21 protein-coding genes, 6 tRNA genes and 1 pseudogene are annotated in these 26,130 nt (G+C 48.9%); 19 read left to right on the top strand and 9 right to left on the bottom strand.

Translation table 11 applies throughout. The annotated features are described in order from the left end of the window. Window positions 1-193 precede the first annotated feature (193 nt). From MHN33_RS22465 to MHN33_RS22450, 4 genes are all read left to right on the top strand, one after another. Window positions 194-1,081, top strand: a complete 888-nt coding sequence (locus MHN33_RS22465) for a LysR family transcriptional regulator (protein ID WP_239401590.1) — start codon at window positions 194-196, stop codon at window positions 1,079-1,081. Window positions 1,082-1,164: 83 nt separating this feature from the next. Beyond that, on the top strand, window positions 1,165-1,929 hold the full coding sequence (locus MHN33_RS22460; protein WP_239401545.1) for an ElyC/SanA/YdcF family protein: 765 nt from the start codon (window positions 1,165-1,167) through the stop codon (window positions 1,927-1,929). 158 nt (window positions 1,930-2,087) lie between these two features. Further along, a complete protein-coding gene (locus MHN33_RS22455) occupies window positions 2,088-2,447 on the top strand; it encodes a hypothetical protein (RefSeq protein ID WP_239401543.1) in 360 nt (119 codons plus the stop codon). Window positions 2,448-2,592: 145 nt separating this feature from the next. Beyond that, window positions 2,593-3,789, top strand: a complete 1,197-nt coding sequence (locus tag MHN33_RS22450) for an iron-containing alcohol dehydrogenase (protein WP_239401541.1) — start codon at window positions 2,593-2,595, stop codon at window positions 3,787-3,789. 11 nt (window positions 3,790-3,800) lie between these two features. On the opposite strand, the gene MHN33_RS22445 is transcribed toward MHN33_RS22450, so the two are convergent. Beyond that, entirely contained in the window at window positions 3,801-4,277 is a 477-nt protein-coding gene (locus tag MHN33_RS22445) for a GNAT family N-acetyltransferase (protein ID WP_239401539.1), read from the bottom strand. A 103-nt stretch (window positions 4,278-4,380) separates the two neighbouring features. Beyond that, a complete protein-coding gene (locus MHN33_RS22440; RefSeq protein ID WP_239401537.1) occupies window positions 4,381-5,037 on the bottom strand; it encodes a glutathione S-transferase family protein in 657 nt (218 codons plus the stop codon). A 104-nt stretch (window positions 5,038-5,141) separates the two neighbouring features. On the opposite strand from MHN33_RS22440, the gene MHN33_RS22435 reads away from it, so the two are divergent. Beyond that, window positions 5,142-5,978: a LysR substrate-binding domain-containing protein gene (locus MHN33_RS22435; protein ID WP_239401535.1), complete on the top strand. Its 837-nt coding sequence runs from the start codon at window positions 5,142-5,144 to the stop codon at window positions 5,976-5,978. Window positions 5,979-6,099: 121 nt separating this feature from the next. Beyond that, on the top strand, window positions 6,100-6,696 hold the full coding sequence (locus tag MHN33_RS22430; protein WP_239401533.1) for a porin family protein: 597 nt from the start codon (window positions 6,100-6,102) through the stop codon (window positions 6,694-6,696). Window positions 6,697-6,739: 43 nt separating this feature from the next. Here the strand turns inward: MHN33_RS22430 and uvrB are convergent, their stop codons facing one another. Both uvrB and MHN33_RS22420 read right to left on the bottom strand, forming a co-directional pair. Continuing rightward, window positions 6,740-8,752 (bottom strand): excinuclease ABC subunit UvrB, encoded by a 2,013-nt coding sequence (gene uvrB / locus MHN33_RS22425; protein WP_239401531.1) that lies wholly within the window; start codon window positions 8,750-8,752, stop codon window positions 6,740-6,742. Further along, window positions 8,749-10,128: an MATE family efflux transporter gene (locus MHN33_RS22420; protein WP_239401529.1), complete on the bottom strand. Its 1,380-nt coding sequence runs from the start codon at window positions 10,126-10,128 to the stop codon at window positions 8,749-8,751. The genes uvrB and MHN33_RS22420 overlap by 4 nt, the downstream gene beginning before the upstream one ends. Before the next feature lie 1,140 nt (window positions 10,129-11,268). On the opposite strand from MHN33_RS22420, the gene MHN33_RS22415 reads away from it, so the two are divergent. The 13 genes and pseudogenes from MHN33_RS22415 (at window position 11,269) to MHN33_RS22355 (ending at window position 22,412) form a co-directional block, all read left to right on the top strand. Continuing rightward, a tRNA-Asn gene (locus MHN33_RS22415) sits at window positions 11,269-11,345 on the top strand. A 19-nt stretch (window positions 11,346-11,364) separates the two neighbouring features. Next, window positions 11,365-11,441: transfer RNA gene (locus MHN33_RS22410), tRNA-Asn, on the top strand. Between the two features lie 33 nt (window positions 11,442-11,474). After that, window positions 11,475-11,551 (top strand) — tRNA-Asn (locus tag MHN33_RS22405). Between the two features lie 22 nt (window positions 11,552-11,573). Then, window positions 11,574-11,650: transfer RNA gene (locus MHN33_RS22400), tRNA-Asn, on the top strand. Window positions 11,651-11,846: 196 nt separating this feature from the next. After that, window positions 11,847-13,790 (top strand): EAL domain-containing protein, encoded by a 1,944-nt coding sequence (locus MHN33_RS22395; protein WP_239401527.1) that lies wholly within the window; start codon window positions 11,847-11,849, stop codon window positions 13,788-13,790. 172 nt (window positions 13,791-13,962) lie between these two features. After that, window positions 13,963-14,544 (top strand): electron transport complex subunit RsxA, encoded by a 582-nt coding sequence (gene rsxA, locus MHN33_RS22390; RefSeq protein WP_239401525.1) that lies wholly within the window; start codon window positions 13,963-13,965, stop codon window positions 14,542-14,544. A gap of 1 nt (window position 14,545) precedes the next feature. Next, window positions 14,546-15,100 carry an electron transport complex subunit RsxB gene (rsxB, locus tag MHN33_RS22385; protein WP_239401523.1) on the top strand — a complete coding sequence of 185 codons (555 nt, stop codon included), beginning with the start codon at window positions 14,546-14,548 and terminating at the stop codon, window positions 15,098-15,100. Window positions 15,101-15,109: 9 nt separating this feature from the next. Continuing rightward, window positions 15,110-17,647: an electron transport complex subunit RsxC gene (gene rsxC / locus MHN33_RS22380; RefSeq protein ID WP_239401521.1), complete on the top strand. Its 2,538-nt coding sequence runs from the start codon at window positions 15,110-15,112 to the stop codon at window positions 17,645-17,647. Then, window positions 17,644-18,702: an electron transport complex subunit RsxD gene (rsxD, locus tag MHN33_RS22375; RefSeq protein WP_239401519.1), complete on the top strand. Its 1,059-nt coding sequence runs from the start codon at window positions 17,644-17,646 to the stop codon at window positions 18,700-18,702. The genes rsxC and rsxD overlap by 4 nt, the downstream gene beginning before the upstream one ends. Then, window positions 18,699-19,340: an electron transport complex subunit RsxG gene (rsxG, locus tag MHN33_RS22370; RefSeq protein WP_239401517.1), complete on the top strand. Its 642-nt coding sequence runs from the start codon at window positions 18,699-18,701 to the stop codon at window positions 19,338-19,340. The genes rsxD and rsxG overlap by 4 nt, the downstream gene beginning before the upstream one ends. Further along, window positions 19,333-20,031: an electron transport complex subunit E gene (locus MHN33_RS22365; protein WP_239401515.1), complete on the top strand. Its 699-nt coding sequence runs from the start codon at window positions 19,333-19,335 to the stop codon at window positions 20,029-20,031. Before rsxG ends, MHN33_RS22365 begins: the two co-directional genes overlap by 8 nt. 64 nt (window positions 20,032-20,095) lie before the next feature. Beyond that, complete coding sequence (gene nth, locus MHN33_RS22360; RefSeq protein WP_235410944.1) at window positions 20,096-20,731, top strand: endonuclease III; 636 nt, start codon at window positions 20,096-20,098, stop codon at window positions 20,729-20,731. A gap of 106 nt (window positions 20,732-20,837) precedes the next feature. Further along, window positions 20,838-22,412: pseudogene (locus tag MHN33_RS22355) on the top strand (L-lactate permease). A 31-nt stretch (window positions 22,413-22,443) separates the two neighbouring features. Here MHN33_RS22355 and MHN33_RS22350 read toward each other — a convergent pair. From MHN33_RS22350 to MHN33_RS22330, 5 genes are all read right to left on the bottom strand, one after another. Beyond that, on the bottom strand, window positions 22,444-23,247 hold the full coding sequence (locus MHN33_RS22350; protein ID WP_239401513.1) for a hypothetical protein: 804 nt from the start codon (window positions 23,245-23,247) through the stop codon (window positions 22,444-22,446). A gap of 55 nt (window positions 23,248-23,302) precedes the next feature. After that, on the bottom strand, window positions 23,303-23,857 hold the full coding sequence (locus tag MHN33_RS22345; protein ID WP_239401511.1) for a hypothetical protein: 555 nt from the start codon (window positions 23,855-23,857) through the stop codon (window positions 23,303-23,305). Between the two features lie 128 nt (window positions 23,858-23,985). Continuing rightward, entirely contained in the window at window positions 23,986-25,566 is a 1,581-nt protein-coding gene (locus MHN33_RS22340) for a PAS domain-containing methyl-accepting chemotaxis protein (RefSeq protein ID WP_239401509.1), read from the bottom strand. A 211-nt stretch (window positions 25,567-25,777) separates the two neighbouring features. Further along, window positions 25,778-25,853 (bottom strand) — tRNA-Glu (locus MHN33_RS22335). 70 nt (window positions 25,854-25,923) lie between these two features. After that, a tRNA-Glu gene (locus tag MHN33_RS22330) sits at window positions 25,924-25,999 on the bottom strand. Window positions 26,000-26,130 lie beyond the last annotated feature (131 nt).

The raw sequence follows: 26,130 nt of genomic DNA, 5'->3' as shown, positions 1-26,130 counted from the left end.
AAATTGTAATTTTTTTAAAAAAAGTCAAATAAAGAATGACAACGCTGTCAAAAATAGTGCTATAGTAATTTTGTAAATATTTAGTCAATCGCTGCTGGATTTATAGACGTCTAGACGTTGAATAGCTAGGATTCACAGCGTAATATGGGTGTAATCTGAGTTTTACTCACGTTTAGAATGAGATTTGTTGATGATGATAGATATAAAGCACTTGAAAACCATAGCGACCCTGAAAGAAACCGGATCACTGGTCAATACAGCGCGTGAGTTATTCCTCACTCAGTCAGCACTCTCTCACCAAATCAAAGACCTGGAAAACAAACTGGATTGCCAGTTATTTGAGCGAAAGACCCAGCCTGTACGGTTCACTCCCCAAGGTATGCTGTTGTTAGAGCTGGCCAGTGATGTATTACCTAAAGTGGAAGCTACCAAATGCCGCCTAAAAGAAAGCCTGAATCAGCCTATCTCACAGCTGCGACTCAGTGTTGAGTGCCACGCCTGCTTCCACTGGTTACTGCCGACTATCAAAGAATTCAATAATTTCTGGCCCGACATTAAAGTCGATTATGAACGCGGTTTTAGCTACGACGCCATTCCGGAATTGCTTAGCGATGAACTCGACCTGGTTCTGACTTCCGATATTCGAGAACCAGATCAGGTTGAGTATGCCCATATCTTTGACTTTAAGCTGAAACTGATAGTAGCGCCCGATCATGAGCTTGCTAAAAAGGCCTATGTCACGGCACTTGACCTGAAAGACGAAACCATCATTTCTTACCCTATCCCCAAAGAGCGTCAGGATATTTTTAAACACTTCATCCAAAACGCTCGCTTTGACGGTACACTGAAAACCGTCGACCAGGGATTATTGATCTTTCAATTAGTTAGTGCTGGAATGGGTGTCGCAGCCCTGCCTGACTGGCTGGTTACCCCATACGAAAGCCAGGGGCTGATCAAGTCCATACCGCTGGGTGCACTTGGATTGAGCCGCCCTATGTATCTGGCAATGAAAAAGAATATGAGGGATAACCCGGTATACCGGCACTTCCTGAACACGTGCAAGCAATCAGTGAGCCGGTAATCAGCAGAACACCGGATTTACATTAAGCAATTACCGGACAATAGGAGTAAACTAAGCACAAACTAAGTAAACGGACAATTTTTATGTTTGAGATAAAAAAGGTCATTGGCTCACTGCTGATGCCCTTACCATTGACGTTGTTATTACTTGCGCTTGCTTTACTGTTTATTGCGAAAACGAATCGGACATCTTACATGCTCAGTTGGCTGTTCACGCTATGCCTCTGGGCAGTCAGCACGCCTTTTGTTGCTGACAAATTGATAAGTCCCGCTGAGGCAAAGTTGCGACCCTTCGCCATTAAAAAGCACCAGGAGGTGGACTATATCGTTGTGCTGGGGTGTGGTCTTAGCCCGAATGCCAGACTGACAGCCAATATGCAGCTATCCGGGTGCGCATTATCTCGTCTCACTGAAGGCCTCAGACTCAGTCGTCAGTACCCGCGAGCCTACTTGATTGTTTCAGGGGCTGGATACAATAAAACTACCAGTAGCAAACTGATGGCCGACACTGCCATTGCACTAGGCACGCCAGCAAATAAAATAATCCAAAACCCAAAAGCCAGAGATACTGCCGATGAAGCATTGCTGCTCGCTACCAAACTGGTTGACAGTAAAGTAGCACTAGTCACATCTGCCAGCCATATGGCGCGCGCTCAGGACCTGTTCGCCGCTCAGGGTATAGATACGATTGCAGCACCTGTACAATTTTACAGCTTCACAAACTCGCCGGAATATCGGCGCTTTATTGCAAGCGCAGATGTATTAAAAGCCGTCACCACCTACGCGCATGAAGTGCTGGGGCAACAGTGGATTGCGCTGCGCCGCATGATTGACCCACAGGCATTATAAACTAGTCCAAAAGTCGGACACCTTGCACCGAATCAAGTACAGATTTGCGATGAATCAGAGCTTAAAAGCGCAAAAAATTGAAAAATACCTCAAAAATAGGTATAAATATCGTTTAATCTTAACCTGCGTATCCGCGTATAACACGACTGGGATTTACGATGAGTAAACTAGATAAAACTGAAGTTTTAAGTGCATTTGAAGCCGCATATGAAGCCGCCCACGGCAAAAAGCCAGAGATCACCACTAAGCCTGGTTGGTACAGCATTGACGGCGGTAAAAATATGCGTCTGGCAGATGTAGCGGCTTTGACCGAAGCGCTAACTTCAGGAGCAGCCGCGACAGAACAACCTGCGCCAAAGAAAAAAGCAACAAAGAAGGCCGCAGCGCCTGCTGTTAAAAAAGCAGCGCCATTCTCGGTTGTTAAAGCCAATGACGATGGCTATACCGCTGAAGAAGCGTGGATCATTGAGCTGGCAGAAAAGGACCATGATTGCCGCCTACCGCGTGGCGTTGTCTAATCGCCTTTTCGCATGAGCCAGTATCTGCTGGCTCACTCCCTTCTAAAGTTTCTAAAATTCAGTCACCTGCCACTAAAACTTTGCTATTTCCTGATACCTTCAGCTATGCTTTTGTGCAATAAATCATCACTGAGCAGTTCAAGCAATGTACCTTCTCTACCGTTGTTATCATTTTTTACTGAAATCGATTGTCAGATTTATCGGTATTCCAGAACCTCGGCTGTATCAGGGAAAACAAGGACTGGACGATGCCATTCTCGACTTGTCTTTGCCAGCTGATACTCAGGTTATGGTTGTCACTGACAAAGTGTTAAACGAACTGCAGGTCATTAAACCGGTGCTCGAAGCATTGCGCGCCCGAAACTTGTCTCCCGTGGTGTATGATCAGGTGCAGGCCAACCCGACAATAACGAACATTGAACAGGGATATCAGGTTTACAATACACACCGTTGTGAAGCCATTGTCAGTGTTGGCGGGGGATCTGTGCTGGATGCTGGAAAATTAATTGGCGCCCGTGTTGTCAGGCCACACCGTTCAGTCGATGCCTTTTCTGGCTTGTTTAAGGTATTTAAAACACTGCCGCCAAATATTGCGATACCAACGACTGCTGGCACAGGCTCAGAAACCACCGTTGTAGCGGTGTTTAACGACGATAAACAGAATAAAAAGCTCGCAGCGGCTGATTTTTGTTTGGTTCCTCAGCGTGCGGTTTTACTCAGTCAGCTTACCACAACCTTACCTGCAAAGATCACAGCGGCCACCGCCATAGATGCACTGACCCATGCCATAGAGGCCATATTGAGTATTAACGCCACTGAACATACCAATCGCAAGGCACTTGAGGCGTGTGCTCTCATATTTACTCATTTGCCAATCGCTTATCAGCATGGCCAGGACCTGGATGCCAGAGAAAAGCTATTGTATGCCTCGTTTTTAGCTGGACAGGCATTCACCCGAACTTCCGTAGGCTATATTCATGCCATTTCACATCAGCTTACTGCCAGATATGGCACCCCACATGGCCTGGCCAATGCCGTACTACTATTACCTGTGCTGCATTGGTATGGCAGCAGAATACACCCTCAGCTAGCAATGATCGCCCGTCATTGTAGCCTGACTTCACTGGATTACCCCGTTGAGCAACAGGCGCAAGACTTCATCTCCCATATCACCCATTTACTGATTCAGCTGAACATTCAGACTCAGTTAAATGAGGTGCTCAGCGACGACATTCAGTCTCTGGCAGCCATGGCTCTCGATGAGGCACATCCCGACTACCCGGTACCGCACTTTATGGCACTTCCGGATTGCCAGCACATACTGACCCAGATCCGGGCCTGATCTGGGGAAAGTTAACCCGCTACCGTGTTATCAGTGCGGAGCTGCTGACGAGTCACAGTGCCCCAAAAAGGGTCTTGATAGATGTCTTCTTTCATATTTTTTATGCCGGCAGACGCGATTGTTCTGCGCCAGAATTGTGTAGCATACTGTGCACCCGCGATCTGCTTAATGGTCCAAAGGCCAGGCAGCTGAGCCCAAATAGCCTGGGCAAACCGGGCCCCGAACCCTGCTTTACGGTATCGCGGCACAATGTAAAACTCACACACCTCGAATTCATCTTCCTGATGCTGCGCAATCGCCGCAAGCCCGACTGGTGTTTCGTTTTCATACCATAAATAACCTGTCACCCTGCCCTCTAATAAGGTATCTAATGCGAATAGACCATCCGCACCTGGGCTTTTATCGGTTAGTACCGAAAACTCAGCCTCGTAAGCCTGAGCCAGATTCAGATAAACAGACAAGTTATGAGTATCAACCGGAGTAAGCATGTGTCGCTTCTGTTACTTATTAAATAATACACAACAATAAGTATATTACTAAAATAAGGATGCAATGTGCAGATCACACCGGCATACGAAAAAAGGAGTCAGATTACTGACATGGCACACCAGCTTCATCACTGGGAACAATGTCCTTTTCAAGCAATGCATCGGCATACCACTTTTGCATCGCGGGACACGCCGCCACTTTATCCATATAGGCTTTTACTCGTGGCCCGAGTTCAACCCCATAGGTCATGAAGCGTATCGCAACTGGCGCAAACATGGCATCGACGATACTCCAGCTGCCAAATAGCCAGCCACCTTGTGCAGCAAACTCGCCTAACTGCTCGTCCCAAATTTGACCGATCCTGGCAAGGTCTTTTTGTGCAGCAGCCGATAATTGCACGCATCGTTTCGCCCTGATATTCATTGGCATTTCTGCTCTGAGTGCCAAAAAGCCACTGTGCATTTCAGCACTCAACGCCCGCGCTCTGGCACGCAATTTAGGGCAGCTAGGCCAGGCCTCCCCTGAAAGATAAACATCATTGATGTATTCACAGATTGCCAAAGATTCCCAGACGACTAAATCACCATCCACAAGTAAAGGCACTTTATGTGTGGGGCTAAGCCCGGATAGTGCCTGATAAAAGGCCTCAGTCTCCAACTTGAGTGGCACTTCCTCAAAGTTTAGTTTATATCTTTCAATAAGTAACCAAGCTCTTAGTGACCAGGTCGAGTAGTTTTTGTTGCCAATATAGAGTTTCATATTTATCCTTTATCCATTGTCTGTTTTTGTTAGCAACTCCACTTTAGGTTGCTTTTTCGATTCGAACCAGCGGATAATTCTGATACCAAATATCAGTAACTCTTATGAATATGGACATAGAATCTCTGCGCAGTTTTATCGCCTGTGTCGAAAATGGCAGTTTTACCCGAGCGGCCAGTCAACTACACCGGACGCAATCAGCAATCAGTATGCAGATGAAAAAGCTCCAGCAGGACGTGGGTAGGCCCTTATTTGAAAAATCCGGCCGTACGCTACATCTGACCCAGGACGGACACACTTTCATGCGATATGCCAGGCAACTGGTGCGCTTACACGATGATACCCTGGCACACATGCGTTATAGCGAACGCACCACACTGCTCAGAATAGGGTGTCCTGACGATTACGCGGACACTATTTTACCCAAGCTTGTCAAACAACTACATCAACACTGGCCAAACCTGGAACTGGAGATTCACTGTATGTCCAGTAACCGAGTAAAAGATGCACTGGACCAGGGGGAGCTGGATTTAGGCATCATCACCCGCAGTCCCGGCTCTGAGGAAGGCCTACTCTTGTTCCATGACCAAGGTGTCTGGGTTGGAACATTGCAGCCAATATCACCATTACCCCTGGCTATATTTCAGCGCGACTGTCGCTTTCATCAGGCAGCCACCGAAGGACTAATGAAACAGGAGCGACCCTTTAAAGTCATCGCAAACTGTGGCAGCGCTTCAGCTTTGCGTGCACTGGTAAGAGCCAGGTTGGCAGTAGGGGCATTGGCAAGAAGCAGTGCACAGGGCCTGGATATCATTACACATTCTGACTTACCTTCTCTGCCAGCCATTGAAGTGGTGCTGATCAGAAGCAATACTGCCGCCAATCCAATCAATGAAATTGAATTACACGCTCTCTGTGATGCCATCCAACTCGTTGATTAATCCATTAATCTTTACTCACATTCACTCTACATGCGCTTACACTTTATGACAGGCCCCAAACAGACTCTCACAAGGAGTCTGCATAAACTTGTTGGCAAGTTAATCAAACGGAATGACAGCAATGAAATCTTTATCTCTCCTCTCACTCGTTTTTGCAGTTTCAGCCTCTTTCGCGACACAGGCTGCACAACAGGATGAACAACACCGCGTAGGTGCTCAGCTATTCGGCGGCAGTGCCTCTTATAAGAACTCAGATCAGGATGGGGATGGCGTTACGCATGTCTATGCCTACTATAACTATCAATTTGATTCTACCTGGGCGCTGGAAGCCGGTATCAATACAGGTATGGAAGCAGATGAATGGAAATGCAGAGACGACAACGACGACAAATTTACCTGTACACGCAATGACAAAGCACTATTTGAAATCGGCGCAAACGAATTGGATTATGACAATCTGGTGCTTGCGGTAAAAGGTCAGTATCAGCTCACAGACAACAATTACTTGTATGGTAAAGTTGGTGCGCATTACTATGATTACGAGATTGGCTACAAAGGTAAGACTATGGTTGAGGAAGATGGCGTTAGCTTTTTAGCTGAGGCAGGATGGCAATACGACTGGGACAATGGTCTGTCAGTTAATGCCGCTATCCAGTATATGGATATGGGTGACCTTGATGCCTCAAGCCTGGGTGTGGGTATCAGCTACCGCTTCTAGAACAAAAACATTAAACGCGCAGCCAATGGCTGCGCGTTTAATGTTAACTCTGTAACAGTTGCTGCTGCAAAATCTGCACTTCATCACGAATACTCGCCGCTTTTTCAAACTCCAACTCCCGCGCATATTGCATCATCTGGGCTTCCAGCTGCTTGATCTGCTCTGTCAGTTCAGCCACACTCTGGCCCTGCTTGGCAATCGTTCGCTGGGTCGGCGCTTTCGAAACCTTAGCCGCTGGCTCAGAAGACACTTCTTCGCCTAAGTCCATTACATCAGTGATCTTTTTAACCAAGGCTTGAGGTTTGAGACCGTGCTTCTCATTGTAGGCATGCTGAATCGCACGACGTCGCTCCGTTTCATCAATGGCTTTACGCATAGATTTAGTGATCACATCGCCATACAAGATGGCTTTACCATTGATGTGCCGGGCTGCCCGACCAATCGTCTGGATCAGAGAGCGCGCCGAGCGTAAAAAGCCTTCTTTGTCCGCATCCAGGATCGCCACCAAAGACACTTCGGGCATATCCAGTCCCTCTCTCAATAAGTTAATACCAACTAACACATCAAAAACACCTTTGCGCAGATCGCGGATAATTTCCATTCGCTCTACGGTATCAATATCCGAGTGTAAATAACGTACCCGGACATCATGATCATTGAGGTAATCGGTCAGATCTTCGGCCATGCGCTTAGTCAGCGTAGTCACCAATACACGCTCCCGGAGTTCAACTCTTTGATAGATTTCCGAGAGCAAATCATCAACCTGAGTCGCCACAGGCCGCACTTCCAATATGGGATCGAGCAATCCAGTCGGACGGATCACCTGCTCTGCCACTTCGCCGCTCGAACGCTCGATTTCGTAATCACCTGGCGTGGCCGAAACATAAATTGTCTGCGGTGCTATCGCTTCGAATTCCTCGAATTTGAGTGGACGGTTGTCCATTGCAGAGGGCAATCGAAACCCGTATTCCACCAGGTTTTCTTTTCGGCTGCGATCTCCTTTATACATGGCACCTATTTGTGACACAGTTACATGAGACTCATCAATGATCATCAACGCATCGTCAGGCAAATAATCCAGTAAGGTTGGCGGCGGCTCGCCAGGTGCACGACCAGACAAATAACGACTGTAGTTTTCAATACCTGAGCAATAACCCAGTTCGGTCATCATTTCAATGTCGTATTGCGTGCGCTGCGCAACCCGCTGCTCTTCAACCAGGCGGTTATCGGTCAACAATTTGTTGCGACGCTCCTTAAGCTCCAGTTTGATTTTTTCAATCGCATCTAAGATTTTTTCGCGTGGTGTCACATAGTGGGTCTTAGGATAAATCGTAGCGCGCACTAAGTGTTTTTCGACTGCACCGGTAAGCGGGTCGAACATGCTTATGCGCTCTATTTCTTCATCGAACATTTCTACCCGGATCGCATAGGTATCCGATTCTGCTGGGAAGATATCAATCACTTCGCCCCGAACCCGATAAGTACCACGGCTAAAATCCATGTCGTTACGGGTATATTGAAGCTCCGCCAAACGCCTGAGCATGGCTCGTTGCTCCATGGTTTCACCCACTTTCAGTAGCAACATCATTTTCATGTATGAGTCTGGGTCGCCCAGGCCATAAATCGCCGATACAGACGCAACTATGATGGTGTCGCGGCGCTCTAACAAAGCTTTTGTCGCCGACAAACGCATCTGCTCGATGTGTTCATTGATTGACGCGTCTTTTTCTATAAAGGTGTCACTGGCGACCACATAGGCTTCGGGCTGATAATAGTCGTAGTAAGAAACAAAATACTCAACCGCGTTATTAGGGAAAAACTCTTTCATCTCACCATATAACTGCGCGGCCAATGTTTTATTGTGCGCCATAATGATGGTTGGCCGATTCAAGGTATGGATAATATTGGCCATGGTAAAGGTTTTACCTGTACCTGTCGCCCCCAACAGGGTCTGATGGGCCAGGCCTGCTTCTAATCCATCACACAACTGGGCAATGGCGGTAGGCTGATCGCCATTGGGCGAAAAGTCGGAGACCAGATCAAATACATCACTCATACAGTTTTCTCCTGTGGTTGGCTTACTTGCATCGCATTTAGGGTGCTTGTAAACCATTTATAGGCCAACATTGCCGTAAACAGGTTACCAATTGCAGCACCAATAAACAGCCCCTGAATGCCCGCGATATGTGACCCCAGGTAGGCACAAGGCACATAAAACACAAATAACCGCACAACGCTCAATACCAATGCGCGCATCGGTTTATGTAATGCGTTAAACGACGAGTTGGTGAGGATGATCACCCCTTGCAGACCATAACTCAGTGGCAAGGTGTAGATAAATAGCTTAATAATGTCGATCACCTGAGGCTCATCACCAAATGCCTGGCTGATCCAATGCGATGCTGCAATAAGCAATATATAAATGCCAAATTGCCACGCCATGACAAACTTTAGTGTCGTACGGTACGCATCTTCAACTCGCTGATATTTCTGAGCTCCGAAATTTTGGCTAACAAATGGCGGTAAGGTCATAGAAAGCGCTAACACTACCAAACTGGCAATGGATTCGATACGACTACCAACACCAAATGCAGCCACAGCTTCAGCACCGTAAGTTGCGATAATCGCAGTCATAACAGCCATCGCGATCGGCGTGAGCATATTCGCTCCCGCGGCAGGTAAACCAATCTTGAGTATTTTACTGGTCGCCTGAATAATGCTTTGTTGCGGACTGGATATCTGTAGTAAGCGCTTTTTTACTGCTAATAAGTACAGAATGAACACCACACCGACCCCCCAGGCTATCACACTGGCGATCGCCGCACCTTTTACGCCAAGTTCTGGAAACGGACCATAACCAAAAATAAGCAAAGGGTCCAAAATAGCATTGATAAGCCCGCCTAAGCCCATGATCAGGCTTGGGGTTTTAGTATCACCACTGGCTCTGAGGATAGAGTTGCCTATCATCGGCATAATCAAAAATACAGCCCCCGCAAACCAGATAGAAATATAGTCATAGATATACGGCATGGTTTGCGGACTCGCGCCCAGTAAAGTAAAAACAGGCTCAATCAATACATATCCAATGGCAGATAAGATAGCCACCATCACCGCAGAAACCAACAAAGCGACAAACCCGTCAAACTTTGCTTCTTCCATCTTGTTAGCGCCCAGTGCCTTTGCAATCACCGCGGACGTACCAATACCAAGACCAATCGCAAGACTGATCACCGTAAAAGTAACAGGAAAAGTAAAACTCACTGCCGCCAGCGGCTCGGTACCGAGCAAACTTATGAAGAAGGTATCGACTAAGTTAAAACTCATCAGAGTGATCATGCCAAAAATCATGGGGACGGTCATACGTCTGAGCGTAACCGCGATTGACCCATTGAGAATATCACTACCGGGATTTGATTGACGAACTGCGGACATAGTTTGCTTTACCTCATTTGGAAGCGGGTATTCTAAAGGATCCCCCTCTGTGATGCACTTAATTAAACATCCATTTATACCTACATACGATATGCAAGACGTACGGAGTAAATGACGACTCATGATGTGCTGTGAGCTCAGGTCAGCGCACGAATTATGTCTCCACACGAGGCTGGCCAACACGAAAAGCGAACTAGCCAGGCTTCTCGTACTACCTACATCCGGACACGGCATTAAAAATTGTTTTATTGGGGTATTTCACACCAACTCAAACATATTGACGAAAAAGTCGGCTTTTTATCGTAACAGGATTTGATTCGGGTCACTTTTTGCACATAGTTGGTGCTGGTGCGAAATAAAACCGTCATATTGTGCATTTCTCACTCCAGTATGGTGCAAATTACATAAACACCTGAATAATAACAATTAAATATTTTTCATCAAAACACTTGCATCGTCGCTATGCCCCGGAATATATGGCTTTGTAAGACTTTTTAAAGTTTAATAAACAATGTTATCCACAGATTCAGTGGATAACTTATCACAGCCTTTAAAAATAAAGGCCTAGCTTGCGATCCGGGTCAAGGATCGTAACGCATGCAATGATCCTAGAGTAACCGGGCTGGGATCGGGTAACGATTCTAAGCCGGATCACACGTCGCTAGAACAAAACAGGAATATTGCAAATTCAAGGCCGCATGATTGAAAAACACATAAACCACTGATAAAAAAGAAATTTAATTATTACACAACATTTATATGCAATAAATCTGTATATATTGGGTAATTTTTGTGCAATAAATTCCAATTACACTGGATTGTTATTCGATCATTTCAGAGATCTTCGTTGGATCTCACAACGTACCAATTATTGATCACAGAGAAAGTGCAAAAAAAACTCGCTTCGCACAAAAATAAGCCATAAACACTAAAAAATATACATTTCGTGACTAAGCAGAATGCCCTTATCTAACAACCTCAGTTACAGTCAACAGTCCCAAGAGGCTCATCAGGCAGTTAAAAAAGGCGCAAATCGCGCATTAATTCAACGAACGAGCTGCTTTTTTACAATTCAATGATTTTTATTGTTGACACCTTGCCTAGCGGTCATTAATATTTCGCCCCGTTGAGAGACATGCTTCCCCCTTAGCTCAGTTGGTTAGAGCGACGGACTGTTAATCCGCAGGTCCCCCGTTCGAGTCGGGGAGGGGGAGCCAATCTTTCAATATAAACGATTCCCCCTTAGCTCAGTTGGTTAGAGCGACGGACTGTTAATCCGCAGGTCCCCCGTTCGAGTCGGGGAGGGGGAGCCAATTTTTAGTGGCTTATCGTTTTACTCTAGAAGTTCCCCCTTAGCTCAGTTGGTTAGAGCGACGGACTGTTAATCCGCAGGTCCCCCGTTCGAGTCGGGGAGGGGGAGCCATTTAGAGTAATGTCATTTTTGTTCCCCCTTAGCTCAGTTGGTTAGAGCGACGGACTGTTAATCCGCAGGTCCCCCGTTCGAGTCGGGGAGGGGGAGCCAACTCTCTATTCTCTTCCAAGTTATCTTTATTATCCCTTTATAACTTTTTGGCAATTGTTCGAATATATTAGACTTTTTACGATGAATGCTCTACCCTACAGGCATTCTAGGCGGCTATTTCACTCCTCAAAAAAGCTGTTGATGCAAGTCAGTCGACGAACGGAATTTAATCCCACTTTCAGGTAGATGAATAACAATGGCAGGTTTTAAAAAACTCATATTTCTCCAGCTCATTTCCTGGATTGTTTTTTCTGCGCTTGGTAGCTTCTTGATTGCAAGTAGCTTTGATAATGCCGTCAGCAGAGCCCAGCAAAATGCACAGAGCATGGTGAGTAACTATATTCAGGAAAAAACCATGGCGGATGTCACACCAGAGCACATACGCTTGTCTTTGGGTAGTGGCAATGTTTTTTCTTCTTTTATTGTCCGCGATTTTGCCGGGCAGACCGTGCTAAATATCAATACACAAAGCGAAATGCCAGTACTAGCGGGCATCATTGCCGAAACCATGAACTCAGTCCGACCACAATTTGCGGTTAATACCAGCAAAGACATAAAAATTGAGTTTCTGATCAATGTACAGAGTCAGGCACAGCTATTACAGCAAGCACTGATTTTCATGATTATTGTTTCTGCACTGATGGCCTTTTTCCCTATCTTCTATATGAAGACCATTTATCGCAAGCTCAATCGTAATGTCAGCATGACCGTTGCTGATGCCGTTGATATCTACATTACTCAAAATCAGGTCTCCGAAAGCATAGATCAGGATTTTAATACCAATAAAGTCGCTGAGCTGGGTGCTGAACTGGCGCCCTCTTTCAACCGGCTGGCACACTTTTTAAAGAGCAAGCAGGAAGACATTAAATCGGCAGCTCAGTCCATCAAACAAGAAGCTTATAAGGATGTGGTGACCGGTCTTGGCAACCGCAATATGTTTGTTGAGTACTATGAACATCAGATTGAATCCGCGAGCGATAAAAGCTTTGGCTCTCTGGCTATGGTACGCTGCAGTGAACTACAAATGATCAACCAGACCCGGGGTTACCAAAAGGGTGATCTTTATATAAAAGGCATTGCCGACATAGTTAAACATGTTAGCGGCACGTATACAGGTAGCCAGGTATTCCGTCTTAACAGCTCTGACTTTGCTGTGATTTTGCCAAATATTCCGTCTAAAGAAGCTGAGCGTTTTGGTGAGACTCTGCAAGCCAGGTTCACTCAGTATCAGCAAAACCAGGAATTAAGTTCAGTTGCCAATACCGGTATTGTGCCTTACGAATCGGGTAAACCTTTGGGCGAGCTGCTATCCGTCGTGGACAATGCCATGAGTATGGCACAAAGTAAGCAAGCAAACGCCTGGCACCTGCAGCGCGAAACGGATCTGGTGAACAACGTCGGTGCCGGATTTGGCAACCAAAACTGGCGACGTGTCATCCGTGAAGTCATCGAAAGCCGCCGCGTGATGCTGATGATGCAAAACATCATGCCGATTGGCAAAAATGTTAAAGCCTACGCTGAAATACAGGCGCGTTTTAAAACCGAAGACGGACAGATGCTGCCAACCGCCTCATTCCTGGCAATGGCCGAAAAACTGGATATGGCGGTGGAAATCGACCAGCTTATCATCGATACCTCAATCGAGATGATTAAGTCGCGCAATTTCAATGAAAAGTTCTTTGGCATCAATGTCACAGCCTCCAGTGCACACAGTGATCAGTTTGTCATCTGGCTTGAACGTCGACTGTTAAAAGAAGCCAATCTGGCTTCTAAGCTTATCTTTGAGGTCAGTGAATTCGGCCTGCAGCAGAATATTAAAGCCAGTAAACGCTTTATCGACATGGTGCACCGGGTTGGCGCCCGTATTACCGTTGAGCGATTCGGTGTTGGACTCACTTCCTTCAAGTTCTTCCGCGACCTGAAACCCGACTTTATTAAGATGGACGCCAGCTATACCCGTGGCCTTGAAGAAGACAAGAACAACCAGTACTTCATGCGACTGATGGTCGACCTGGCCCACCGTATTGGGGTCAGTGTGTTTGCCGAAGGGGTCGAAAGTCAGGAAGAAAAGCACATTGTCGAAACCCTATGCCTGGACGGCGTGCAGGGTTATTACATCGAAAAGCCAAAAGAAATTTAATACTCTGATGACAATAGGGCAAGCCCAATGCCCTATTGTCAACTTTACTAGCCATTTTTAACAAACTTTCCCCTCAGTCACCCGGCTAAATACTGTGATCTCTGGCCCGAAATTGTTAGAATTCTCAGTCTATTCTGGTTCTCTGTAAAATCATTCACACTAAGGGGCAAGCATGACAGAGTATATTCTGTTGCTTATTGGCACAGTGCTGGTAAATAACTTTGTTTTGGTGCAATTCCTCGGCTTATGCCCGTTTATGGGCGTCTCGGGTAAACTCGAAACCGCCATAGGTATGTCACTTGCAACGACATTCGTACTCACGTTGGCATCCGTGACCAGTTACCTGGTCAACCAATACATTTTATTGCCCCTGGATCTCACCTTCTTACGCACCATGAGCTTTATTCTGGTGATTGCTGTGGTGGTGCAGTTTACAGAAATGGTGGTCCGCAAGACCAGCCCAACCTTATACCGTCTACTCGGCATCTTTTTGCCACTGATCACCACCAACTGTGCGGTGTTAGGTGTTGCGCTACTGAATATCAAAAATGACCACACTTTTATCGGTTCTGCTGTGTATGGCTTTGGTGCCGCGGTGGGTTTTTCATTGGTACTGGTGTTATTTGCTGCACTGCGAGAGCGACTGGCCATTGCAGATGTGCCAGCGCCGTTTAAAGGCGCTTCAATAGCCATGATCACAGCCGGACTGATGTCACTGGCCTTTATGGGTTTTTCTGGATTGGTGAAGTTCTAAGATGACACTGTTTTATGCACTGATAGCCATTGGCGCACTGGCGCTGATATTTGGCCTTATTCTCGGCTACGCAGCCGTAAAGTATCGAGTGGAAAGCAACCCCATTGTTGACCAGGTAGATGCCATCTTGCCACAAACCCAATGTGGTCAGTGTGGCTATCCCGGCTGTCGTCCCTATGCAGAAGCAATTGCTAACGGAGATGACGTCAATAAATGTCCACCTGGTGGCGAAGCAACGGTGAAAAAACTGGCAGACTTAATGGGTGTTGAAGCCAAACCATTGGCAGGAGGCGAAGAAGCTGAACCCATTAAAAAGGTTGCTTACATACGCGAAGATGAGTGCATTGGTTGCACCAAGTGTATTCAGGCCTGCCCGGTTGACGCCATCGTCGGAGCAACCCGTCAGATGCACACCGTCATTGCCGATGAATGTACCGGCTGCGACCTGTGTGTAGACCCCTGCCCTGTCGATTGTATTGATATGATCCCGGTGGCACAAACCATACAAACCTGGAAATGGCAGATTGATGCCATTCCCGTGAAGCAAATCGACTAAGAGGTTTAAGTGGAAACTTTACTTGAACAAATTGAACACGGTAAATTGTGGCAGTTTCCCGGCGGCATCCACCCTCCGGAACAAAAATCTGTGTCAAATCAGGCGAGTATTGGTCGTATTCCCCTGCCCGACTATCTGGTGCTACCTCTGAAACAACACATAGGTGCCAACGGCCAGTTGCTGGTCAACAAAGGAGACACCGTGCGTAAAGGGCAGCCGCTCACCCGCCCTGGCGCAAACTGGTCACTGCCTGTACACGCCCCAACGTCCGGTGTGATCAGCGACATCAAGCCGATGCCATCGGCGCACCCTTCCGCTTTACCTGAGCTTAGCATCGTTCTGACCCCCGATGGTGAGGACCAATGGTGCGAGCTGAGCCCGGTGGCCGATTATACCCAACTCGATAACCAGGCACTGATCGACATTATCCACCATGCTGGTATTGCCGGCATGGGCGGCGCCGGCTTCCCCACTTATGTCAAAGCCGACAGTGCCAGGCATAAACCCGTCGAATTTTTGGTGGTTAATGGCGTAGAGTGTGAGCCTTACATCACTGCCGATGACCTGCTGATGCGTGAACATGCCGAGCAAATTGTGCAGGGCATCGAAATTATGCAGCACCTGCTGTGTCCACAATACGTTTTGGTGGGCATTGAAACCAATAAACCTGAAGCCATTCAGGCAATGACCGCCGCAGCGGCTCACAACGATAAGATCCTGGTCCGTGGCCTGCCCGTCAAGTACCCGTCCGGCGGTGAGAAACAGCTGATCCAGGTGCTCACCTCAAAGGAAGTGCCCAGTGGTGGAATACCTGCCGATGTTGGTGTCTTGGTACAGAACGTCGGTACTTTGTTTGCCGTCAGCGAAGCCGTATGTAAAGGCAAGCCGCTGATCGAGCGTGTGGTAACGGTGACCGGAAATACTATCCAGACACCACAAAATGTCTGGGCTCTGCTCGGCACCGAGATTAAACACTTACTTACCTGTCAGGGCTTTGAACCTGTATCCGAACAGCGTGTCATCATGGGTGGACCTATGATGGGCTTTACCCTGCCAACAGTACGTATTCCGGTGGTTAAAACCACCAACTGTATTCTTGCACCTGATAACCAGGAGCTGGCTGTTGCAGGCTCTGAACAGGCTTGTATTCGTTGTAGCGCTTGCGCCGACGCCTGCCCACAAACCCTGCTGCCGCAACAGCTGCAATGGTTCGCCAAAGGCAAAGAGTACGACAAACTGGAAGAGCACAACCTGTTCGACTGCATTGAATGTGGTGCCTGTGCCTATGTCTGCCCGAGTGAAATTCCACTGGTGCAGTACTACCGGGTTGCCAAAGCCGAGATCCGCGAACAGAAACTGGAAAAAGTGAAAGCGGAGCGTGCAAAGGAGCGTTTTGAGGCACGTAAAGAGCGCCTAGAGCGGGAGCAGGAAGAGCGGCAGAATCGCCATAAACGTTCAGCGCGCAGCAATACTCGCAGTGCAGAGCAAAGCGATAAAGTCAGCGCCGCAATGGAACGCGTCAAGCAGAAAAAAGACAGCCAGTCTGCTGTACAAGCCGCAATTGAGCGGGCCAAAGCTAAAAAATCGGCCGATGGCACGCTGGAGCCGGATAATTCAGAAGTGGCACTGGAGCGTGCTAAGCGCAAAGAAAAAGCACGTCAGTACAAAGCTGAAAAAGACACGCAAGCGACACCTGAAATGCACGCAGGCGGAGCAGGCTCACGTAAAGATGCCGTTGCCGCTGCGATTGCCCGTGCTAAAGCCAAAAAAGCAGCACAACAAAACGACGCAACGGAATCTTCAGCAACAGCGCCCGCAGCAAGTGACGATCCGCGTAAAGCCGCCGTCGCCGCAGCCATTGCTCGCGCCAAAGCGAAAAAAGCAGCCAAAGAAACTGAACAGCCAGACGAGGCACAACCCGTCGAGGCAGACGCTGAACCGGAAGATCCCCGTAAGGCCGCCGTGGCTGCTGCGATTGCCCGCGCTAAAGCAAAGAAAGCCGCAAAAGAAGTCGAGCAGCAGGCGGAAACAGAAGCACACGAGGAAGCCGCCACTGAGCCGGACGATCCACGCAAGGCCGCCGTGGCTGCTGCGATTGCCCGCGCTAAAACAAAGAAAGCCGCAAAAGAGGCCGAGCAGCAAGTAGACGCTGAACCTGACAATGCCGCCGCTGAGCCGGACGATCCGCGCAAGGCCGCCGTGGCTGCCGCGATTGCCCGCGCTAAAGCAAAGAAAGCCGCAAAAGAAGCCGAGCAGCAGGCGGAAACAGAAGCACACGAGGAAGCCGCCACTGAACCGGAAGATCCCCGTAAAGCCGCCGTAGCCGCCGCGATTGCCCGCGCTAAAGCAAAAAAAGCCGCGAAAGAAGCCGAGCAGCAAGCGGATATAGAGCAGGCCAGCTCAGCGCCTGAGCAAGAATCGCCCGCGAATAATGCGCCCCTGAGCGCCGAAGAAAAACGTCAGGCGGCGATTAAAGCCGCTGTGGCGCGCGCAAAAGCTAAAAAGCAGGCCGCCGCCAAAGACCAAGAAGGAAATGATCTGTCATGAAATTAACCATGGCTTCATCGCCCCACAATCACAGCCACAAAACCCTCAGCCGCCTGATGCTGACGGTCATCGCCGCCTGTATCCCCGGCATCCTGGCGCAAAGTTACTTTTTTGGTCCAGGCACTGTGTTCCAGCTGGTACTGGCACTGCTGACAGTCAGTCTCAGCGAAGCCGCGATGATGAAACTGCGTGGCCGACCTGCATGGCCAACGCTCAGTGATGGCAGTGCCTGGCTGACCGCTGTGCTGCTTGCCGTGAGCATTCCGCCTCTGGCGCCCTGGTGGATCACTGTGATTGGCTGTGTGTTTGCCATTGTCATCGTCAAACAATTATATGGCGGCCTGGGCTTTAACCTGTTCAATCCAGCTATGGCTGCGTACGTTTTACTGTTGATCTCATTTCCGGTGCAAATGACCAGCTGGACACCCATTATCGAGATACAGGCAACGCCGCTGTCAGCTTTGGATCAGCTGGCACTGATTTTTATCGAACAAACCCTGTCGGGCGTCCCACTGGCTGAAGCCCGCCAGGTGGTTGATGGCACCACGTCAGCCACACCACTGGATCATGTCAAAACGGCCGTATCACAAAATCTGACCGTGCTTGAGGCCAGCAATAATGCTGCCTTTGGCGACTACGCCGGGCAGGGCTGGCAATGGGTTAACCTGGCTTATCTGCTGGGCGGCCTGTACCTGCTAAATACCAGAGTCATTAATTGGCATATCCCGGTCGCTTTTATCGTGACACTGGCCGTGTGCAGCGGCTTAGGTTACGCGCTGTCCCCTGCCACACAGGCAGGAACACTGTTCCACCTGCTCAGCGGTGCCACTATGCTGGGGGCATTTTTCATTGCTACCGATCCGGTGTCGGCCAGTACCACTAATCGCGGCCGCTTGATTTATGGGGCGCTGATCGGTCTGCTGGTTTATCTGATCCGTCATTTTGGTGGTTACCCGGACGCCGTCGCCTTTGCTGTGCTGATCATGAACATGGCGGTGCCTTTGATTGATTATTATACGCAGCCTCGTACATACGGGCATGGAGCAAGCTCATGATCCTGTCATCAATGAAAAAGAACGGCCTGATCCTGACTGCCTTTGCACTGGCCACTACCGGCAGTGTGGCACTGGTGCAAAGCTTTACCGCGCCAGAAATAGCCAAGCAGGAGCAACGCCACCTGATGCAGTTACTGACTCAGGTCATTCCCGAAGCACAATATGATAATGAGCTCTACCTGGATTGCACCTTGAGCAGCGCGCCAGAATTGGGCCCGAACGGCCCCCATATAATCTACCGAGCGCGTTTACAGGGGGATCCCGTTGCCTTACTGGTGCAACATATTACGCCTCGTGGCTATAGCGGCAATATCGACATTCTGAGCGCTGTCTATAACACAGGTGAAATTGCCGGTGTACGCGTCACACGCCATGAAGAAACGCCTGGTCTTGGCGATAAAGTCGAGCTGGCAAAATCTGACTGGATAACCCGTTTCAGCGGTACGACCGTAACCCGGCAAAAAGACCCGGCCTTTAATGTCCAAAAAGATGGCGGGCAGTTTGACCAGTTCACCGGTGCGACTATCACACCGCGCGCCGTCGTTCAGAGCGTGAATGCCGCAGCCTGGTACGTTCGCAGTAATTTTGACACGCTCTTCGCAGAACCAAACCACTGTCAGGAGGCAACCGATGAGTGAATTTAAACAACTCGCCCACGAAGGCATGTGGAAAAACAACCCGGCTCTGGTGCAGTTGCTGGGCCTGTGTCCGTTGCTGGCCGTCACCAGCACCATCACCAATGCCTTGGGTCTGGGGCTGGCTACTTTGCTGGTACTGGTTGGCTCTAATGTCACGGTTTCCCTGGTACGAAACTGGGTGCCTAAAGATATCCGGATCCCGGTATTTGTGATGATCATCGCCGCCTTTGTAACCATAGTGCAGCTGTTGATGAACGCCTACACTTTTGGTCTGTACCAGTCACTTGGGATCTTTATTCCGCTGATTGTGACCAACTGTGCCATCATCGGCCGGGCTGAAGCCTATGCCTCAAAAAATACGCCCCTGTTGTCTGCGTGGGACGGTATCATGATGGGGCTGGGGTTTGGTGCTGTACTGGTATTACTGGGTGCCATGCGCGAGCTGATTGGTCAGGGCACGCTGTTCGATGGGGCCAACCTGTTACTCGGTGACTGGGCAACCGCACTGCGCATCGAAGTCATCGAGTTCGACAGTCAGTTTCTGGTGGCCATTTTACCACCGGGTGCCTTTTTAGGACTGGGGTTAATCATCGCTGCCAAAAACTACATTGATGCACGTAAAGAGGCCCAGGCTGAGCCCGTCGCCAGCCCGGAAAAAGCCCCCCGAGCTCGGGTCACCAGCTTAGATTAATGCGCAGCGGGAGAGCCGTCACTCTCCCGCCAGGTTCAGATAGGATCAACAGCAAGTAAGTACTATGAATAAAGCAAAACGACTCGAAATTCTCACCCGTCTGCGGGATGACAACCCTAACCCGGAAACTGAACTGGAGTACACCTCACCGTTTGAGCTGCTGGTCGCCGTCACTTTATCAGCCCAGGCCACAGACGTGAGCGTGAATAAAGCCACCCGTAAGTTGTTCCCAGTCGCTAACACACCACAGGGGATTATTGATCTGGGTGTGGATGGCCTCAGGGACTACATCAAAACCATCGGCTTATTTAACTCCAAAGCCAACAACGTCTACAAAATGTGCCATATCCTGATGGAACAGCATGGTGGCGAAGTGCCGGAGAATCGCGAAGCGCTGGAAGCCCTGCCCGGTGTGGGTCGCAAAACCGCCAACGTGGTGCTCAATTGTGCCTTCGGCTGGCCCACTATCGCCGTCGATACCCACATCTTTCGCGTATCAAACCGCACCAAATTTGCCATGGGCAAAGATGTGGTTGCGGTTGAAGAAAAGCTCGAAAAGGTAGTCCCCAAGGAGTTCAAAGTGGATGTCCATCACTGGCTGATTTTGCTGGGCCGCTACACCTGTGTGGCCAGAAAGCCTAAGTGTGGCAGCTGTATTATTGAAGACTTGTGTGAGTTTAAAGAAAAAACCTCTGGCTAACCTATTGCGCCAATAAGACCATGGCTGTTCAGTAATAAACTGCATATTCATTGTCTTATTGGCATGCTAAGCTCATCTCATTAAGTAATGGATTTCTTAAACTCTGATGACGCTACCACAACTGTTCACGGCCCTGGTGCCTATTCTCAGCGTATTTATCCTGCTGGTCCTGTTCAGACTGCCTGCTAAGCGAGCAATACCATTTAGCCTGTTGGTGACTGCTTTATCGGCTTATTTTATCTGGCAGGTGCCTTTAGGGCATATCACCGCCGCCACACTGGAAGGGCTGGTCATCGCCCTGACCATAGTGTGGATTGTTTTCGGCGCGATTTTTTTACTGAAAGTGCAGCAGCAAACCGGCGCTATCCATACTATTAAACACGGCTTTGCCGGGATAAGCCCCGACAAACGGGTGCAGCTGATCATCATTGCCTAGCTATTTGGCAGTTTTCTGGAAGGTGCCGCGGGGTTTGGTACACCTGCCGCCATTGCCGCCCCTTTGCTGGTTGCCCTGGGCTTTACACCCCTGAGCGCCGTGGTGCTGGCACTGGTGGCCGACTCCAGTGCGGTCTCATTTGGTGCCGTTGGCACACCGGCGATTGTCGGGATTGGTCAGGATGCGACCAATATCGATTACGCCGACGTTAAGCACATTGCCTTAACCGCCATTGGTATTGATATTATTGCCGCCGCCCTGCTGCCTCTGATTATGGTTGTGCTGTATTGCCGCTTTTTCAGCGACTCACCCAGCTGGCGCGCCGGGTTCGTTATGGCGCCTTTTGCCGTTTTCAGTGCGCTGGCTTTTACCCTGCCCGCCTATAGCGTCGCCTGGTTTCTGGGGCCGGAATTTCCCTCTGTACTGGGCGCGATGGCAGGATTGGCCATCGTCTGCCCCTTAGCACGCACAGGGTTCTTATTGCCAAAATCCGAAGCCTTAACAGCACCTCAAGTAGAAGAGACGCACGTCCCCTCACTGGGCTTACTCAGAGCCTGGTTACCATACGTCTTGGTTGCAACACTCCTGGTGCTGACCCGGATCCCTGCGCTACCTTTTAAGGCCATGCTGCAAAGCGTGAACTTTGAATGGGATCAGATCCTGGGGTCAGCCATTTCTGTGAATGTGATGCCCCTGTACCTCCCTGGCAGTGTGTTTGTTGTGACCGCGCTCATTGCACTTTGGCTGCAAAATGGCAAGATGGCGCAGCTGCGCGTAGCCCTGAACAACAATATCAGTATGTTATTCCCCTCTTTGATTGCGCTGAGTGCATCGGTGCCTATGGTGCGTATCTTTCTTCACTCTGACGTCAACAACGCCGCCCTCCCAGCTATGCCCATGGCATTGGCCGAGACGGTTGCCATACATTTGAGTGATCTGTGGTTATTTATCGCGCCCTTAGTGGGCGCGTTGGGGGCGTTTATCGCGGGTTCGGCGACCTTTTCTAACCTGATGTTTGCCAGTTTTCAGCAAGCATTGGCGGCAGAAGCGGGGCTTGAGATGAAGCTAGTACTGGCCTTGCAGATGCTCGGCGCGAATGGTGGCAACATGATTGCGGTGGTGAATGTGGTTGCCGCCGCCAGTGTTGTCGGCCTGCACGGCAAAGAGGGGGATATTATTCGCTACACCCTGGTTCCCATGCTCTATTACTGCCTGGCGGCCAGCCTGATTGCCTGGCTGCTTTAAAGTACCGCATTGCGAGAGGTAAAACGCAGGATCAATGGCTATTTAACTTATCTGTCAGTGTCATATGATAATTAAGCAGCGTAATTTTTGCCTGTATCACCGCAGACTCATCAGCCTGAAACTGTTCGAGCAGGCGCTTTAGTTGTGCCTGATCCGCGCTCATTGTTGCCAGAGACTCCAAGGCACTCAGACGTACCAGTTCACGCTCGCTGTGCCGGGCTGTAGCGACAATATCCCGCATCTGGCTGAGCGGCTCTGTGCCTGGTTCAAACTGCTCGACGCTTTGCGCTATAAGGTGGATAGCAAAACTCTGAGACAGCTCACCTTTGTGCTCAGCTTGTGTCAGTAAATCAGTAAAAAATTGCACGGAGGCAATCTGTGGTATGGCTTCCAGATAATGCTCTACCTCATCAAACTGAGCATACACATCGCCCTGTGAAGCACGCAGATTTGTCAGCAGATGCTGTTCAATGAGTCTGGTAATATCCTGATTGGGATAACCAGCCAGATCCGGGTAAATACCGCTGTCTAACCCTATTTCCTGCGCTATTGAAAGTAGCCTGGCCTTGTTTTCGTCATTGTTTGCAGGTTCATCATTGCGCACTGGGGGTGCGGGCGAAGCACTGGTGTAAAGCCGTTTTTCGGGGACTGGTTGTTCCAGGTTTAATGGCAGTGAGCGGTCCTCTGCCTGAGGTGCAGGTATAGTGTCGGGGCTTTCAATGTCGCCTACTGGGGTATCGTGATGAGGTACTTCTTTATGCAGTAGCACGGCAGCCACAAGAAAGCCGAGCATAAAGCACAACATGTTGATCATCAGGTATTTTGCTTTCATCATTAAATCCCGGCCTTAATGCTAAGGCTGACCTTATTGCGCCAGCCCCAGGTAGCGCTTAATGAATATCGAAGCGTACGCCCTGACAGCCATTGTTATGATAGGCCGTGCCCGCACTCTTGATTGACCAGAATACTTCGCCGCGCGTCGAATTAGCATTGGTTGGGGTGAAAGTACGTTTGCAGGTTTTGGTTTTTTTATTATCCCAGACCGGCTTGCCGTGCTTCAATTTTACGAAGGTATAATCCAGTTCCATTCTGTATTCTTCGTTGATATTGGCGCTCAGGTCAGGATAGAAACCGTGACCATATCCTGACGTGAGGTTTTGTTTTCTTTTTTCACGAAACACAACGGTGTTATCACTCAGACGCTTGATCTTTAACTCAACCGTGGTGACGGTATAACCACCGCGGTTGCAATAGAAAATCATTGACTGGTTGCCACGCGTGGTATTCGCCCAGTTGTAGGGCGCAACGTCTCGCCAGATCTCGCAGTCTTGCTTTTTACCGGAGAAATAACCGCCATCCACTCCTGCGATACTCACTTGCGTGTTAACCAAGGTTATGGCGAGTGCTGCGGCACCTGTTTTTAAAGTTTTCTGTAAATTGCTCATTCATTATCCCTTTGTGTGATTTTTATGTGCATATCCAGGTCAAAAGCGGCGATTTTGCCACATAAATTACCCAAGCGAAATCATACCAGCAAGGAATGAACTATTCACATTTTTTTAATGTTTCTGCACTATCGACTTAGCCTCAACAGGAACTGATCAACCAGTGCCGCTTGATCTGCCAGTGCCTGCTCTGTGTTTCGCATCGCTGCTGTGGTGTTGTCTGCACTTTGCATTGATGCATTCGCCAGCCCAGAGATACTGACCGCTTTGTCGTTGATCTCATTACTGGCGCCCGACATTTGATCTGTTGCAGTGGCGATTTCGTAATTTAGCGCCGAAATATCTTTCACCATGTGCTCTATCGATGCCAGATTTTCTTTGGTTTGTTCCGCCTGCACCACACACTGAGTGGATTTATCGACTCCGTTTTGAATGGCTTCTACCGCACGTTCAGCGCGTTGTTTAAGCCCTGCAACTATGTCATCAATCTCTCTGGTCGAGTCCTGAGTGCGTTGTGCCAGGGCTCTGACTTCATCGGCCACCACTGCAAACCCTCTGCCCTGTTCACCAGCCCTGGCCGCTTCTATCGCAGCATTCAACGCCAGCAAATTGGTCTGCTCAGAAATGTCCCGGATCACATCAACAACGCCGCCAATATGCACCGTTTGTTCATTCAGCTGTGCAATATCGCGCTGAGTTCGGCTCAACTCTTCGCATAAAGTGCGGTTGGTCTGCATACTTGCTTGCACGACAGAATTTGAATCCAGCACCGAGCGTAATGCGCCTTCAGAGCGGTTCGCAGCATCGCTGGTATTGCTGGCAATATCCGCAATCGCTGCGGTCATTTCATTCATGGCCGTAGCCAAAGATGCTGTCTGGCTCTGTTGCTCCTGCAACAGCTCAGTATTACTGTGGCATTCCGACACCGTTGCCTGCGCGTGCTGATCGACCAGCTGGCTGGCATCCTGAACCCTGCCAAGTACGGCGCGTAATTCAGACCCCCGTGCCAGCAGTGCCAGTTCAATGGCCGCGACATCATTGACTTTATTAAGGTAAATCTTTTGCATGAGCGGGTTGTCGTAAACTTGCTTGGCTTTCTCACTCAACCGGCGCACCGGGGATAATCGCTGATAAGTCAGTGCAAGTATGCCAGCTAGCAGTAATGTCTCCAGAATATAGTTCCATGGCGCAGGCAAACTGGTAAATACCATGCTCAAAATATAAGACACCACCAGGATCAACATCATCTGCACAGACAAAGACATAGACGAACGCGTTAGTTTTGTCGGATCAACGCCCTTATCGAGCTGCTGGTAAATGTTTTCTGCCCGCTGTACGACATCCCGTTCAGGCTTGGTTCTGACTGACTGGTATTCAGCAGTCTGACCCTGCTGATCTTTGATTGGCGTCACATAGGCATTGACCCAGTAATGGTCACCATTCTTACAGCGATTTTTGACTATGCCCATCCAGGGCTTGCCAGAGCCTATAAACTGCCAGAGATCTTTAAAGGCGGCTTTGGGCATGGTTGGGTGACGTACCAGATTGTGCGGCTGACCTTCTAGCTCGCCTAGCTCAAAGCCAGCAACATCACAAAAGCTTTGATTTGCATATGTGATCCGCCCTTTGGTATCTGTGGTAGACAGCAGGTTATAAGAGACCGGATAATCATTTTCCTTATCCGTATAATCGGTACATCTTTTGGCCATGATACTCACCTAAAAAACGCGATACTAACCCATTTTTCGTAGTTGAGCTTGTTAATAAAGCCTTAACCTTGTTTTAAATCAAATAATTTAAGTAAATGAAATATATGAAAAAATTCATTAAAATATTGATATTTAAGATCGATAAATATGAGCAAGAATAGAAATGGGAAAAAATGAGTGTTATTGAATGAATTGGTACTAGTGAGAAGAGTGGCGTCCCCTAGGGGATTCGAACCCCTGTTACCGCCGTGAAAGGGCGGTGTCCTAGGCCTCTAGACGAAGGGGACACTGAAAGTGTCACTAGGACTAGTTGTTTATACTCTTACTATATGAGTTTGGTACTTACTAAAAAGTAAGTGGCGTCCCCTAGGGGATTCGAACCCCTGTTACCGCCGTGAAAGGGCGGTGTCCTAGGCCTCTAGACGAAGGGGACACTAAATGTGTCACTAGGACTAGTTGTTTATACTCTTACTATACGAGTTTGGTACTTACAAAAGTAAGTGGCGTCCCCTAGGGGATTCGAACCCCTGTTACCGCCGTGAAAGGGCGGTGTCCTAGGCCTCT

The sequence above is a fragment of the Pseudoalteromonas sp. OOF1S-7 genome (assembly GCF_022347765.1).
Lineage (GTDB): Bacteria > Pseudomonadota > Gammaproteobacteria > Enterobacterales > Alteromonadaceae > Pseudoalteromonas.
The sequence above is the reverse complement of the archived record's forward strand: the minus strand, read 5'-3'. Positions and strand labels throughout refer to the sequence as shown.

Bases quoted from the DNA above. Each gene is read 5' to 3' on its own strand.
- nth (WP_235410944.1), top strand. From the start codon at position 20,096: ATGAATAAAGCAAAACGACTCGAAATTCTCACCCGTCTGCGGGATGAC.
- MHN33_RS22450 (WP_239401541.1), top strand. From the start codon at position 2,593: ATGTACCTTCTCTACCGTTGTTATCATTTTTTACTGAAATCGATTGTC.
- MHN33_RS22460 (WP_239401545.1), top strand. From the start codon at position 1,165: ATGTTTGAGATAAAAAAGGTCATTGGCTCACTGCTGATGCCCTTACCA.
- MHN33_RS22345 (WP_239401511.1), bottom strand. From the start codon at position 23,857: ATGAGCAATTTACAGAAAACTTTAAAAACAGGTGCCGCAGCACTCGCC.
- rsxG (WP_239401517.1), top strand. From the start codon at position 18,699: ATGATCCTGTCATCAATGAAAAAGAACGGCCTGATCCTGACTGCCTTT.
- rsxD (WP_239401519.1), top strand. From the start codon at position 17,644: ATGAAATTAACCATGGCTTCATCGCCCCACAATCACAGCCACAAAACC.
- MHN33_RS22395 (WP_239401527.1), top strand. From the start codon at position 11,847: ATGGCAGGTTTTAAAAAACTCATATTTCTCCAGCTCATTTCCTGGATT.
- MHN33_RS22340 (WP_239401509.1), bottom strand. From the start codon at position 25,566: ATGGCCAAAAGATGTACCGATTATACGGATAAGGAAAATGATTATCCG.
- MHN33_RS22445 (WP_239401539.1), bottom strand. From the start codon at position 4,277: ATGCTTACTCCGGTTGATACTCATAACTTGTCTGTTTATCTGAATCTG.
- uvrB (WP_239401531.1), bottom strand. From the start codon at position 8,752: ATGAGTGATGTATTTGATCTGGTCTCCGACTTTTCGCCCAATGGCGAT.
- MHN33_RS22420 (WP_239401529.1), bottom strand. From the start codon at position 10,128: ATGTCCGCAGTTCGTCAATCAAATCCCGGTAGTGATATTCTCAATGGG.
- MHN33_RS22435 (WP_239401535.1), top strand. From the start codon at position 5,142: ATGAATATGGACATAGAATCTCTGCGCAGTTTTATCGCCTGTGTCGAA.
- MHN33_RS22455 (WP_239401543.1), top strand. From the start codon at position 2,088: ATGAGTAAACTAGATAAAACTGAAGTTTTAAGTGCATTTGAAGCCGCA.
- MHN33_RS22440 (WP_239401537.1), bottom strand. From the start codon at position 5,037: ATGAAACTCTATATTGGCAACAAAAACTACTCGACCTGGTCACTAAGA.
- MHN33_RS22350 (WP_239401513.1), bottom strand. From the start codon at position 23,247: ATGATGAAAGCAAAATACCTGATGATCAACATGTTGTGCTTTATGCTC.
- MHN33_RS22365 (WP_239401515.1), top strand. From the start codon at position 19,333: ATGAGTGAATTTAAACAACTCGCCCACGAAGGCATGTGGAAAAACAAC.
- MHN33_RS22465 (WP_239401590.1), top strand. From the start codon at position 194: ATGATAGATATAAAGCACTTGAAAACCATAGCGACCCTGAAAGAAACC.
- MHN33_RS22430 (WP_239401533.1), top strand. From the start codon at position 6,100: ATGAAATCTTTATCTCTCCTCTCACTCGTTTTTGCAGTTTCAGCCTCT.
- rsxA (WP_239401525.1), top strand. From the start codon at position 13,963: ATGACAGAGTATATTCTGTTGCTTATTGGCACAGTGCTGGTAAATAAC.
- rsxB (WP_239401523.1), top strand. From the start codon at position 14,546: ATGACACTGTTTTATGCACTGATAGCCATTGGCGCACTGGCGCTGATA.